The organism is Streptomyces sp. NPDC093097, from assembly GCF_044754325.1.
Taxonomy (GTDB): Bacteria; Actinomycetota; Actinomycetes; order Streptomycetales; family Streptomycetaceae; genus Streptomyces.
The window spans coordinates 64,449-76,896 of the sequence record NZ_JBIVOW010000031.1 but is presented as its reverse complement, the minus strand read 5'-3'; the positions used below and the strand labels follow the sequence as shown (position 1 = coordinate 76,896).

Here is a 12,448-nt window from a genome sequence, read left to right as displayed (position 1 = left end):
TTGCGCGCCGGCGGCGCGTGGGGTTGCCCCGCGGGGGGGGGGTTGTGGGCGGGGGGGCGGGGTCTGTGGGGCTGGGGGTGTGTCCGGACTGCTGCGCTTTACGTCCGGACACACCCCCAGCCCCACAGACCCGTCCCCTCCCGTTGTGGGTGGGATTTCGGTGGGTGGGGGTGGGCCTAATGGGCCCCGTGCGCGCAGATACGCTCGCGACGTGCAGAAGAACATCCCCGATCCGGGCTTCTCCGACGACGACGGTTCCGCTGATCCCGCTCTCGCCGCGGCGCTCGCGGCGTATGCGACGGACCCCGGCACCGAACCCCAGCTGCTCTCCGCCCTTGTGGACGCCCGCCTCCTCGTACCGGTCGTGGCGGTGCTCGGCGAGGTCGAGACCGGTCCGGACGGCCTCCGCCGGGAGAAGACCAGCGATATGGCGGTGCCCACCCTCACCGCCCCGGACGGCCGCCGTGCGCTGCCGGCCTTCACGTCCATGGAGACCCTCCAGCGCTGGCGGCCGGACGCCCGCCCGGTCGCGGTGCCGCTCCGGCAGGCGCTGCTGGCCGCCTCCCACGAGCAGGCCGACACCGTCGTGATCGACATGGCCGGCCCGGTCACCTACCAGCTGACCGGCGCCGCACTGCGCGCCCTCGCCGAGGGCCGGACCACCGCCGACCCGCTCGCCGACCCGGCCGTCGCCGAGGCGCTGCGCGCCCTCCTCGCCGCCGAGCCGGCGGTCCGCGTCGCGCACCTGATGCCCTCCGCGGAGACCGACGGGACCCTCGCCCTCGGCCTCGAACCGGGCGCCGTCCCGGCCGAGGCCGCCCAGCGGCTCGCCCAGGCGCTCGCCGGTGACGAGACCCTCCGGGCCCGTCTGGTCCGCGGTCTGGACCTGGCGCTCCTCCCGCCCGGTGCCGCCGCCCCCGGGGAGCCTCTCTACCAGCGCTGATCCGCCGGGATCCGGGTCGCCGGGGTGCGCCGGCGACCACGTTCACGGGGCCGTGGGCCGCCCGCTTCCAACGGGCGGCTTCGTCCTTCGGGCCGCACAATGCGAGGAGAGCTCAAGATCCACGCGAGGAGAGCCCATGGAGACCACGGAGACCCGCCCGGTTGTATCCGAATTCCTCGGCACGTTGCTCCTGGTGTTCTTCGCCGTCGGCGCGGCAGTGCTGGCCGGCGAATACATCGGCACCTTCGGCATCGCCCTGGCCTTCGGATTCGTCATGCTGGCACTTGCCTACGCCCTCGGCCCGATCTCGGGCTGCCACATCAACCCCGCGGTGACGCTCGGCTCCCTCCTGGCCAAGCGCATCACCGTACGCACCGCCGTCGAGTACTGGGTCGCCCAGATCCTCGGCGGCATCGTCGGCGCCGCCCTGCTCTTCCTGGTCGCCAAGCAGGTGCCGGGGTTGCAGACGCACGGGGCGTTCGGCACGAACGGCTGGGGCGACCGGTCGGCGGTGCACATCAACCTCGGCGGCGCGTTCGTCGCCGAGATCGTCATGACCTTCTTCTTCGTCTTCGTGTTCCTGGGGGTCACCCACAACACGGCGCTGACGGGCTTCGCCGGCCTGGCGGTCGGTATCGCCCTGGGCACCGTCCACCTCCTCGGCATCCCGCTGGACGGCACCTCGGTGAACCCGGCGCGGGCCCTGGGACCGGCGATCTTCGCGGGCGGCGCGGCCATCACCCAGGTGTGGCTGTTCATCCTCGCGCCCCTGATCGGCGGCGCACTGGCGGCCGTGGTGCACCAGGTCACCCACCCGCAGGAGGAGCACGTCGGGACCCACGGCCGGGCCGCCGGCGGGGCCGCGGCGCCGGACGAGCCTGCCCCCGGCGACCGCGTCTGAGTCCGGAGCGGGGACGCGGCCCCGCGACATCGACGGGCCCCGGCCGGATCGCATCCGGCCGGGGCCCGTCGATGTCGCGGTGTCCCGCGCGGGGTGCCGGCTAGCCGTAGACCGGCCCGGTGTACTTCTCCCCGGGGCCCTGGCCCGGCTCGTCCGGTACCACCGACGCCTCGCGGAAGGCCAGCTGGAGCGACTTCAGGCCGTCCCGCAGCGGCGCCGCGTGGTAGGAGCCGATCTCGGTGGCGCTGGCGGTGACCAGCCCGGCCAGCGCCTGGATGAGCTTGCGCGCCTCGTCCAGGTCCTTGTGGTCCGCGCCGTCCTCGGCGAGACCGAGGTTGACCGCCGCCGAGCTCATCAGGTGCACCGCGACCGTGGTGATCACCTCGACCGCCGGCACCTCCGCGATGTCCCGGGTCATCGAGTCGAAGTCGGGCCGTGCCTGGCCGGCGGTCTCCGGGGCGGCCGGCTGCTGGGTGGTCTGCTCGCTCATGTGCTGGGGTTTCACTTCCTGCTGGAGGGGTCGCCTCCAGCCTAGGCCCTGCCGCCGGACTCCCGTCCGCCGGTCGTCGTCCGGCCCATCCTCCGGGCAGACGACGAGAGTTCGACGACCGGCTTCGACGACCCGCCCCGGGGCCCCGTCCGGCGGCCTCGCGCGGGGGAGCGTTTCGGGTCCTGCGGGGGCCGCCGGGCCGCTGTGGGACCGGGTGCAGGGAGTGGGGCCGCCCTCTTGACTCGTGTATTCTGGTGTTCCGACCGGCCGGACACGTAGGTGACCGGCCCACAAGTGGAGGCTCCGTTCTCCCACCCGACCGATCTCAGGTTGGCGGGTCAATGGTCTGGCTGCGCCCCGCGGAGATTTCGCGACGGTGCTCCTGATCTTATGGAGCCCCGCCTGTGTTCCGTCCGGGGCGCCTTTTGTGTGCCGGCGCGGTTGGTCACACCGAACAGACGTTACGCGGCAGTCCGCCAGGCCGTCGCGTGGTGCTACCGAGGAGGATCCATCAGCGCCGAGCCCCGCATCAACGACCGGATTCGCGTCCCCGAGGTGCGACTCGTCGGTCCCAGTGGCGAGCAGGTCGGCATTGTGCCGCTTGCCAAGGCCCTGGAGCTTGCGCAGGAGTACGACCTCGACCTGGTCGAGGTGGCGGCGAACGCCCGTCCGCCGGTCTGCAAGCTCATGGACTACGGAAAGTTCAAGTACGAGTCGGCCATGAAGGCCCGTGAGGCGCGCAAGAACCAGGCGCACACGGTCATCAAGGAGATGAAGCTCCGGCCGAAGATCGACCCGCACGACTATGACACCAAGAAGGGTCACGTCGTCCGGTTCCTCAAGCAGGGTGACAAGGTCAAGATCACGATCATGTTCCGTGGTCGCGAGCAGTCCCGGCCCGAGCTGGGCTTCCGACTGCTCCAGCGGCTCGCGGAGGACGTCCAGGACCTCGGCTTCATCGAGTCGAACCCGAAGCAGGACGGCCGGAACATGATCATGGTCCTCGGTCCGCACAAGAAGAAGACCGAGGCGATGGCCGAGGCCCGCGAGGCGCAGGCCGCCCGTAAGGCGGAGCGCCAGGGCGGGGCTCCCGCGGAGCCCGCCGAGGCACCCGCTGAGGCACCCGCTGAGGAGCGCGCCGAGGCGTGACCTCGAGGGTGAGCTGCCCCGGATTCAGGCCGGGGCACCCGCCCCGGAACAACCGACACATATGACGCTCCCGTAAACCGGCCTGTGCCGGTGGGAGCGCCACTGACGAGGAGAGAACGGCGCATGCCGAAGAACAAGACGCACAGCGGTGCCAGCAAGCGCTTCAAGGTCACCGGCTCCGGCAAGGTGCTGCGTGAGCGCGCCGGCAAGCGCCACCTGCTCGAGCACAAGTCGTCCCGCGTGACGCGTCGCCTCACCGGCAACGCCGAGATGGCCCCGGGCGACGCCGCGAAGATCAAGAAGCTTCTCGGCAAGTGAGCCGGGGCGCTCCGCCACACGGGCGGGGCGCACCGAACTGACCGGGACATCAGTCGATTCGGGTCGTGTGACGAACAACCACGGCCCCGCTACAAGGAGTTAACAAGTGGCACGCGTCAAGCGGGCAGTCAACGCTCACAAGAAGCGCCGGGCGATCCTGGAGCAGGCCAGCGGCTACCGCGGTCAGCGCTCCCGCCTGTACCGCAAGGCCAAGGAGCAGGTCACCCACTCCTTCGTCTACAACTACAACGACCGCAAGAAGCGCAAGGGCGACTTCCGTCAGCTGTGGATCCAGCGCATCAACGCCGCTGCCCGCGCCAACGGCATGACCTACAACCGCTTCATCCAGGGTCTGAAGGCCGCCAACATCGAGGTGGACCGCAAGATCCTCGCCGACCTGGCCGTGAACGACGGCAACGCGTTCGCCGCGCTGGTCGAGGTTGCGCAGAAGGCGCTGCCGAGCGACGTCAACGCCCCGAAGGCTGCTGCCTGAATCCCGGCCTGACAGCGCTGTGACGTCCGAAGCGACGTCGCGATGTGCGGACCCGCGGGCCCCGGCCTGCGGGTCCGCCGCGTTTCCGGACCTCTCCCGAGCCTCGACGCCGTACGAGCAGGAGACCCTTCGTCCGCACCGGGCCCCGCACCGAACGAAAGAAGCGAGCCGCCGCCCATGGGCACCCCCGAGCTGATCTCCCCGCGTTCCCCGCGCGTCGCCGCCGCCCGGCGGCTGGCCCGGCGCCATTTCCGGGGCAAGGAACGCCGGTTCATCGCCGAGGGCCCGCAGGCCGTCCGCGAGGCCGTCGCGCACCGCACCGACGGCGCGTCCACCCTCATCGAGCTGTTCGCCACCGTCGAGGCCGCCGAGCGGCACGCCGAGATCATCGAGTCGGCCCGCGCGGCCGGGGTGCCGGTGCACTTCGCCGACGACCGGACCGTCGCGGACGTCTCCCAGACCGTCACCCCGCAGGGGCTGGTGGGTGTCTGCCGGTTCCTGGACTCGCCGTTCGAGGAGATCCTCGCCGCCCGGCCGCGGCTGGTCGCGGTGCTGGCCAACGTGCGCGACCCCGGGAACGCCGGCACGGTGCTGCGCTGCGCGGACGCCGCGGGTGCCGACGCGGTGGTGCTGACCGACGCCTCGGTGGACCTCTACAACCCCAAGTCGGTGCGGGCGTCGGTGGGTTCGCTGTTCCACCTGCCGGTGGCGGTGGGCGTACCGGTCGAGCAGGTGGTGTCCGGGTTGCAGGGCGTCGGGGTGCGGATCCTGGCCGCCGACGGGGCCGGCGACCGTGATCTGGACGCGGAGTTGGACGCCGGTGCGATGGGCGGGCCGACCGCCTGGGTCTTCGGCAACGAGGCGTGGGGGCTGCCCGAGGAGACCCGGGCGCTGGCCGACGCCGTGGTGCGGGTGCCGATCCACGGGAAGGCGGAGAGCCTCAACCTCGCGACCGCGGCGGCGGTCTGTCTCTATGCCTCAGCGCGTGCCCAGCGCGCGGCCGGCGGTGCTCGTGCGACGTCACCCGCCGGAGGGGCGTAGACGCGATCCCGACGGTGGGGCCGGGCCGAGCTAGTAGTGTGACCAGCTCCGGCCCGGAAGGGGGTAACACGGCGATGACGGCGAGGACTTCGGCCAGTGCGGCCGCCGCTGCCCACGGCGGGCCACCGGCTTCCGGGGCGGGCAGCGACCTCCTCGGGCTGGCTCCCGACGACCTCCCCGACGGTCTGGTCGTCGCCGACGAGCACGGCCGGGTGATCTGCTTCAACGCCGCCGCCGCACGGATCACCGGGATCGACCCGTCGGACGCGCTCGGCCGCCCGTTCGGGGACACGCTGCCCCTCCAGGACATCGAGGGCCGCCGCTGGTGGCAGCTGACCGACCCGTACGGCGGGCTCGCGATCCGCCGTGGCCAGCCGGAGCGGAACCTGCTGCTGGGCGGCCGCGAGGTGCTGGTCTCGGCCCGCTACGTCCGCAGCGTCCCCACCGGGCCGGTGCGCCGGCTGGTGATCGCGCTGCGCGGCACCGAGGCCCGGCGGCGCACCGAGCTGAGCCATGCCGAGCTGATCGCCACCGTCGCCCACGAGCTGCGCTCGCCGCTCACCTCCGTCAAGGGCTTCACCGCCACGCTCCTGCAGAAGTGGGAGCGGTTCACCGACGACCAGAAGCGGCTGATGCTGGAGACGGTGGACGCCGACGCCAACCGCGTCACCCGGCTCATCGCCGAGCTGCTGGACATCTCCCGGATCGACTCCGGGCGGCTGGAGGTGCGCCGGCAGCGGGTGGACATGATCGCCGCGGTGCGCCGGCACGTACAGGCGCAGACCACCGCGGGCCAGCGGCCGGACCGCTTCCTGATCCGGATGCGGGAGCCGCTGCCGGACCTGTGGGCGGATCCGGACAAGGTGGACCAGGTGCTGGGCAACCTCCTGGAAAACGCGGTGCGCCACGGCGAGGGAACGGTCACCATCGAGGTGGGACCGGCGAAGGACGCCGGCGGGGGAGAGGGGACGAGCGTCACCGTGAGCGACGAGGGCCCCGGCATCCCCGAGGAGTCGATGAGCCGCGTCTTCACCCGCTTCTGGCGGGGCAGCAAGCGCGGTGGCACCGGGCTCGGCCTCTATATCGTCAAGGGCATCGTCGAGGCGCACGGCGGTGCGATCACGGTCGGCCGGGCCCCGGCCGGCGGCGCCCAGTTCCGATTTAGCCTGCCCGTCGCGGCGCCGGCCTTCCTGGCCTGAGCCTCCCGCGGCGGGCGCCCCGCGAGCGGCCCGCGAGGGCCGACGACGGGCCCGGGGGGACGGGCCCCTTAGACTTGACCTTTGGCACCTTTGGCGCACAGGCATCGCGGACACGCGGGCGCAGAGCCGAGGCGAAGCGAGCCGCGCCAAGCCACACCACCGGAAGCACGGGAAGAGATGTCCGCACCCAATAAGTCGTACGACCCTGTCGAGGTCGAAGCCCTGAAACCGGAAGAGATCGCCCGACGGGTCGACGAGGCGCTGGCCGCCATCGCCGCCGCGGGTGACCTTGACGCGCTCGCCCAGGCGAAGATCGCGCATGCCGGTGGCACCTCGCCGCTAGCCCTGGCCAACCGCGAGATCGGCGCCCTTCCGCCGCACGCCAAGGCGGACGCCGGCAAGCGCGTCGGCCAGGCCCGCGGCCGCGTCAACCAGGCGCTCAAGGCTCGCCAGGAAGAGCTGGAGGCGGAGCGCGACGCGCGCGTCCTGGTCGAGGAGGCAGTGGACGTCACGCTGCCCTACGACCGGATCCCGGCCGGCGCCCGGCACCCGCTGAGCACCTTCATGGAGCGGGTCGCGGACGTCTTCGTGGCGATGGGCTACGAGGTCGCCGAGGGCCCCGAGGTCGAGGCCGAGTGGTTCAACTTCGACGCGCTGAACTTCGTGCCGGACCACCCCGCGCGCCAGATGCAGGACACCTTCTTCGTGCAGGGCAACGGCACCGAGGGCGATGAGTCGGGCGTGGTGCTGCGCACCCACACCTCGCCGGTGCAGGCCCGCACGCTGGTCGACCGCGAGCCGCCGGTCTACGTCGTCTGCCCGGGGCGGGTCTACCGCACCGACGAGCTGGACGCCACGCACTCGCCGGTCTTCCACCAGATCGAGCTGCTCGCCGTCGACGAGGGCCTGACCATGGCGGACCTCAAGGGCACCCTGGACCACATGGTCCAGGCGCTGTTCGGTCCGGACATGAAGACCCGGCTGCGGCCCAACTACTTCCCGTTCACCGAGCCGTCCGCCGAGATGGACATGGTCTGCTACGTCTGCCGGGGCGCCTCCGTGGGCAACCCCGACCGGCCGTGCCGGACCTGCTCCAGCGAGGGCTGGATCGAGCTCGGCGGCTGCGGCATGGTCAACCCCAAGGTGCTGGTCGCCTGCGGTGTGGACCCTGAGAAGTACAGCGGCTTCGCCTTCGGGTTCGGAATCGACCGGATGCTGATGTTCCGGCACAACGTGGAAGACATGCGCGACATGTTCGAGGGCGACGTCCGGTTCACCCGGCCGTTCGGGATGGAGATCTGATGCGGGTCCCGCTTTCTTGGCTGCGGGAATACGTCGACCTGCCGGCGACGACGACCGGCCGCGACGTACAGGAGAAGCTCATCGGCGTCGGCCTGGAGGTCGAGACCGTCGAGCAGCTCGGCGAGGGTCTGAGCGGCCCGCTGGTCGTCGGCCAGGTGCTGACCATCGAGGAGCTGGAGGGCTTCAAGAAGCCGATCCGCTTCTGCACGGTGGACGTCGGCCAGGCCAACGGCACCGGCGAGCCGCAGGAGATCGTCTGCGGTGCGCGGAACTTCGCCGTCGGCGACAAGGTCGTGGTCGTCCTCCCCGGCGCCGTGCTGCCCGGTGACTTCAAGATCGCCGCCCGTAAGACCTACGGCAAGAAGTCGCACGGCATGATCTGCTCCGGCGACGAGCTGGGCATGGGCGACGACGGCTCGGGCGGCATCATCGTGCTGCCGCCGACGACCGAGGTGGGCACCGACGCGATCGAGCTGCTGGAGCTCCGCGACGAGGTGCTGGACATCGCCGTCACCCCGGACCGCGGCTACTGCCTGTCGCTGCGCGGCGTGGCCCGCGAGGCGGCCATCGCCTTCGGGCTGCCGCTGCGCGACCCGGCGCTGCTGGACGTGCCGCCGCCGAACACCGGCGGCTATCCGGTCCAGGTCGCCGACCCGATCGGCTGCGACCGCTTCACCACGCGCACCGTCACCGGTCTGGAGCCGGAGGCCCGCACCCCGATCTGGATGCAGCGCCGCCTGCAGAAGGCCGGGATGCGGCCGGTCTCGCTCGCCGTGGACATCACCAACTACGTGATGCTGGAGCTGGGCCAGCCGCTGCACGCCTACGACCGGGCGAGCGTCCAGGGCCCGATCGGCGTCCGCCGCGCCACCCCCGGCGAGGAGCTGGAGACGCTGGACGGCACCAAGCGGGTGCTGGACGGCGAGGACCTGGTCATCACCGACAACCGCGGCCCCATCGGGCTGGCCGGTGTGATGGGCGGCGCCAACACCGAGATCGCGGCGCCGGCCGTCGACCCGGAGACCGGGCGGTTGCACGGCACCACCGATGTGGTGATCGAGGCCGCGCACTTCGACGCGATCTCCATCGCCCGCACCGCCCGCCGGCACCGGCTGTCCTCGGAGGCCGCCAAGCGCTTCGAGCGCGGGGTGGACCCGGAGGCGGCGTCCGCGGCGGCGCAGCGCACCGTGGACCTGCTGGTGCTGCTCGCCGGCGGCACCGCCGAGGAGGGCGTCACCGAGATCGTCTCGCCGCGCGGTCCGCGGACGATCACCATCCCGGCCGACCACCCGGACAAGGTCGCCGGCGTCACCTACGGCCGGGAGACCGTCGTCCGCCGGCTCCACCAGGTGGGCTGCGATGTCTACGGGCAGGACGAGCTGGTCGTCACGGTGCCGTCCTGGCGCCCCGACCTCGGCGACCCCAACGACCTGGCCGAGGAGGTCATCCGGCTGGAGGGCTACGAGAACCTGCCCTCCACGCTGCCGCTGCCGCCGGCCGGCCGCGGGCTGACCGAGCGTCAGCGGCTGCACCGCCGGGTCGGCCGGGCGCTGGCCGGCGCCGGGTACGTCGAGACGCTGAACTACCCGTTCACCGGCTCGGCCGTGCTCGACCAGCTCGGCATCGAGGCGGACGACCCCCGGCGGGACGCGGTCACCCTGGTGAACCCGCTCTCCGACGAGGAGCCGGACCTGCGCACCACCCTGATCCCCGGGCTGCTGGCCGCGCTGCGCCGCAACTTCGGGCGGGGCAACCACGATCTGGCGCTCTTCGAGACCGGTCCGGTCTTCCGGGCGACCGGTCAGGAGCAGCCGGCCCGTCGTCTGGTGGTCGACCGCCGGCCGACCGACGACGAGATCGCCTCGCTGGACGCCTCGCTGCCGCAGCAGCCGCGCGGCGCCGCGGTGGTGCTGGCCGGTGCGCGCGAGCAGGCCGGCTGGTGGGGCTCGGGTTGCCCGTCCGGCTGGGCGGACGCCGTCGAGGCGGGTCGGGCCGTCGCCCGTGAGGCGGGCGTCGAGCTGATCGTCCGTCAGGACCAGCGTGCCCCCTGGCACCCCGGCCGGTGCGCGGCGCTGCTCGCGGTGGCCGACGGTGCGGAGCTGCTCCTCGGCCACGCCGGGGAGCTGCACCCGCGGGTCGTCAAGGCCCTCGGTCTGCCGGAGCGCACCAGCGCGATGGAGATCGACCTGGACGGTCTGGAGAAGGCCGCGGCCGGTGCGCGTCAGGCGCCGCGGATCTCCACGTTCCCGGTCGCCACGCAGGACGTCGCGCTGATCGTCGACGCGTCGGTGGCGGCGGCGGACGTCGAGGCCGCGCTCCGGGCCGGCGCCGGCGAACTGCTGGAGTCGGTGCGGCTGTTCGACGTCTTCACCGGTGAGCAGGTGGGCGAGGGCAAGAAGTCGCTGGCCTACGCGCTGCGGTTCCGGGCGTCCGACCGGACGCTGACGGCCGACGAGGCCACGGCGGCCCGGGACGCGGCCGTCGCCGTCGCGGTCGAGCGGGTGGGTGCGGCCCTGCGCGGCTGACCCCGGCTTCAGAGCCAGGAGCGGGCCCCCGTCCACGTCTCGTGGACGGGGGCCCGTCCGTTTCCGGCCATCCGCGCCCCGCTCGCGGCCGCTGCACACCCCGTGTGAACTCCCCCTGATTACGCTGGACTTACGGAGTCGCTACGTCCCTGGGGGCGAGGCATGGAGCCCAACACGCTGCTCGACGCGATCGTGGACGAGGCCGGCATCTCGCACGCCGGGCTCGCGGCACGGATCAACGAACTCGGGCGGCGGCGCGGGCTCGCGCTGCGCTACGAGCACACCGCCGTGGCGCGCTGGCTCAAGGGGCAGCGCCCGCGCGGCCAGGTGCCGGACCTGATCTGCGAGGTCCTCGGCGAGCGGCTGCGCCGGCCGGTGAGCCTGGACGACATCGGGCTCAGCGGACCGGGGGCGCGCCGGAGTGCGGACACCCCGCTGTCGGGGTTCGTGGAGCGGGCCACCGCGCTGTGGCGGTCCGACGAGCAGCAGCGGCCGCACGTGGTCGCGGCGCCCGCGCTCACCGGCACCTCGGCGATCATCCCGGTGTGGGAGTGGGAGAACCCGCCGGAGGACTTCGACGTCTCGCGCGACGGGCTGACCCGGGTCGGGATGGCCGACATCGAGATGCTGCGGGCCGCGCGGACCCACTACGAGCAGATGTACCGGAAGGCGGGTGGTATCGCTACCAGAGCACGCATCGTCGGATTCCTCAACACCGAGGCGGCGCCGCTGCTGCGGGGCAGCTACAGCGATGCGACGGGGCGTCAACTGCACCGGGCCACCGGTGGGTTGGTGGCCGTCGCGGGCATCTGCGCGTACGACTCGGATGCTCTCGGACTGGCCCAGCGCTACTTCCATCAGGCGCTGCGGCTGGCGAAGGCCAGCGGGGACCGCGGGCTCGGCGCGTACATCATCGCGCTGTTGGTCAACCAGTCCCTCTTCGTACGGGAATACCGCCAGGCGGTCGCCTTCGCGGAGGCGGCACTGCGCGCCGCGGGCGGACAGCTCACCCCGGCGCTCTCGGCCGACCTCCATGCGATGCAGGCCAAGGCGTACGCACGGCTGGGCGACGGTGCCGGCGCACTGGACTGCATCCGGCGGGCCGAGACGGCGGCGGACCGGATCCGCCCCGGGATGGAGCCCGCCGAGACGGGCTATGTGCAGCCGGGCCTGGTGAACGTACAGGTCGCGGAGGCGCTGCTCAGCCTGGGGGACCTGCGGTCCGCCCGGGAGCAGGCGGACGCCGCCGTGGACACCCCCGCACACGACCGCGGCCGGGTTCACCGGCTGGCCATGCTCACTCATATCGAGCTGCGCCAAGGGGACGCGGACCGGGCCGTGGCCAACGCCGCGGAGATGACGGAGCAGGCTCGGGGCATGGAGTCGCAGCGCCTGCGGGACCGGCTGCGGGCCGTGCGCGAGCATCTGGCGGAGACCGGGAGCTCCGCGACGGACGAGGCTGCCGATCTCATCGACGAGGTGCTGCGCGTTCCGCTGTGACCGGGCTCGTGTCACCTTGCCGGCCCTCAAGCGGAAGGTGGCAGTTACGTGCGTTGGAACAACCTCAGCGAAAAGCCGGTCTACGCGAATCCCTGGTTCCGGGTCAACCTGGCCGATGTGGAGCTCCCCGACGGCCGTCATCTGGATCACTTCCTGATCCGGATGCGGCCGGTCGCGGTGGCCACCGCGGTCAACGAGGCCAATGAGGTGCTGCTGCTGTGGCGGCACCGGTTCATCACCGACAGCTGGGGCTGGGAGCTGGCCGCCGGTGTGGTGGAGGACGGGGAGGACCCGGTCGGCGCGGCCGCGCGGGAGATGGAGGAGGAGACCGGGTGGCGACCCGGACCCCTCCAGCACCTCCTCTCGGTGGAGCCGTCCAACGGCCTCACCGACGCGCGGCACCACATCTACTGGTCCGACGAGGCCGAGTATCTCGGCGCCCCGCAGGACGACTTCGAGTCGGACCGGCGGGAGTGGGTCGATCTCAAGCTGGTGCCCGACATGGTGGCGAGGGGGGAGGTGCCGGCCGCGAACATGGCCGCGGCGCTGCTGATGCTCCACCACATCCGGCTCGGCTGAGGCCGGCC

12 protein-coding genes are annotated in these 12,448 nt (G+C 72.5%); 11 read left to right on the top strand and 1 reads right to left on the bottom strand.

Annotated elements, in window-relative coordinates:
• Window positions 1-211: 211 nt before the first annotated feature.
• Together ACIQE0_RS35425 and ACIQE0_RS35420 are read left to right on the top strand one after the other, a co-directional pair.
• Window positions 212-943 carry an SseB family protein gene (locus tag ACIQE0_RS35425; protein ID WP_402339649.1) on the top strand — a complete coding sequence of 244 codons (732 nt, stop codon included), beginning with the start codon at window positions 212-214 and terminating at the stop codon, window positions 941-943.
• Window positions 944-1,079: 136 nt separating this feature from the next.
• Complete coding sequence (locus tag ACIQE0_RS35420; RefSeq protein WP_366340385.1) at window positions 1,080-1,844, top strand: aquaporin; 765 nt, start codon at window positions 1,080-1,082, stop codon at window positions 1,842-1,844.
• Window positions 1,845-1,944: 100 nt separating this feature from the next.
• On the opposite strand, the gene ACIQE0_RS35415 is transcribed toward ACIQE0_RS35420, so the two are convergent.
• A complete protein-coding gene (locus tag ACIQE0_RS35415) occupies window positions 1,945-2,334 on the bottom strand; it encodes a DUF1844 domain-containing protein (protein WP_402339646.1) in 390 nt (129 codons plus the stop codon).
• A 441-nt stretch (window positions 2,335-2,775) separates the two neighbouring features.
• On the opposite strand from ACIQE0_RS35415, the gene infC reads away from it, so the two are divergent.
• From infC to ACIQE0_RS35370, 9 genes are all read left to right on the top strand, one after another.
• Window positions 2,776-3,483 carry a translation initiation factor IF-3 gene (gene infC / locus ACIQE0_RS35410; protein ID WP_402339643.1) on the top strand — a complete coding sequence of 236 codons (708 nt, stop codon included), beginning with the start codon at window positions 2,776-2,778 and terminating at the stop codon, window positions 3,481-3,483.
• A 123-nt stretch (window positions 3,484-3,606) separates the two neighbouring features.
• Entirely contained in the window at window positions 3,607-3,801 is a 195-nt protein-coding gene (gene rpmI, locus ACIQE0_RS35405; protein ID WP_016576627.1) for a 50S ribosomal protein L35, read from the top strand.
• 106 nt (window positions 3,802-3,907) lie between these two features.
• Window positions 3,908-4,294, top strand: coding sequence for a 50S ribosomal protein L20 (rplT, locus tag ACIQE0_RS35400; protein WP_366339597.1), 387 nt, complete (start codon window positions 3,908-3,910; stop codon window positions 4,292-4,294).
• 177 nt (window positions 4,295-4,471) lie between these two features.
• Window positions 4,472-5,335: an RNA methyltransferase gene (locus ACIQE0_RS35395; RefSeq protein ID WP_366339599.1), complete on the top strand. Its 864-nt coding sequence runs from the start codon at window positions 4,472-4,474 to the stop codon at window positions 5,333-5,335.
• Window positions 5,336-5,409: 74 nt separating this feature from the next.
• Window positions 5,410-6,534, top strand: a complete 1,125-nt coding sequence (locus tag ACIQE0_RS35390; protein WP_366339601.1) for a PAS domain-containing sensor histidine kinase — start codon at window positions 5,410-5,412, stop codon at window positions 6,532-6,534.
• Window positions 6,535-6,711: 177 nt separating this feature from the next.
• Window positions 6,712-7,836 carry a phenylalanine--tRNA ligase subunit alpha gene (gene pheS, locus ACIQE0_RS35385; RefSeq protein WP_402339638.1) on the top strand — a complete coding sequence of 375 codons (1,125 nt, stop codon included), beginning with the start codon at window positions 6,712-6,714 and terminating at the stop codon, window positions 7,834-7,836.
• The gene (gene pheT, locus ACIQE0_RS35380; protein ID WP_366339605.1) at window positions 7,836-10,361 is read left to right on the top strand and encodes a phenylalanine--tRNA ligase subunit beta; all 2,526 of its coding nucleotides are present in this window, start codon (window positions 7,836-7,838) and stop codon (window positions 10,359-10,361) included. The genes pheS and pheT overlap by 1 nt, the downstream gene beginning before the upstream one ends.
• Before the next feature lie 162 nt (window positions 10,362-10,523).
• The gene (locus ACIQE0_RS35375) at window positions 10,524-11,861 is read left to right on the top strand and encodes a transcriptional regulator (RefSeq protein ID WP_366339607.1); all 1,338 of its coding nucleotides are present in this window, start codon (window positions 10,524-10,526) and stop codon (window positions 11,859-11,861) included.
• Between the two features lie 48 nt (window positions 11,862-11,909).
• Window positions 11,910-12,440, top strand: a complete 531-nt coding sequence (locus ACIQE0_RS35370; RefSeq protein WP_366339609.1) for an NUDIX hydrolase — start codon at window positions 11,910-11,912, stop codon at window positions 12,438-12,440.
• Window positions 12,441-12,448: the final 8 nt, after the last annotated feature.

Excerpts from the sequence above, each read along its gene's own strand:
- ACIQE0_RS35375 (WP_366339607.1), top strand. The coding sequence starts at position 10,524 with ATGGAGCCCAACACGCTGCTCGACGCGATCGTGGACGAGGCCGGCATC.
- rpmI (WP_016576627.1), top strand. The coding sequence starts at position 3,607 with ATGCCGAAGAACAAGACGCACAGCGGTGCCAGCAAGCGCTTCAAGGTC.
- pheS (WP_402339638.1), top strand. The coding sequence starts at position 6,712 with ATGTCCGCACCCAATAAGTCGTACGACCCTGTCGAGGTCGAAGCCCTG.
- ACIQE0_RS35390 (WP_366339601.1), top strand. The coding sequence starts at position 5,410 with ATGACGGCGAGGACTTCGGCCAGTGCGGCCGCCGCTGCCCACGGCGGG.
- pheT (WP_366339605.1), top strand. The coding sequence starts at position 7,836 with ATGCGGGTCCCGCTTTCTTGGCTGCGGGAATACGTCGACCTGCCGGCG.
- ACIQE0_RS35395 (WP_366339599.1), top strand. The coding sequence starts at position 4,472 with ATGGGCACCCCCGAGCTGATCTCCCCGCGTTCCCCGCGCGTCGCCGCC.
- ACIQE0_RS35415 (WP_402339646.1), bottom strand. The coding sequence starts at position 2,334 with ATGAGCGAGCAGACCACCCAGCAGCCGGCCGCCCCGGAGACCGCCGGC.
- ACIQE0_RS35420 (WP_366340385.1), top strand. The coding sequence starts at position 1,080 with ATGGAGACCACGGAGACCCGCCCGGTTGTATCCGAATTCCTCGGCACG.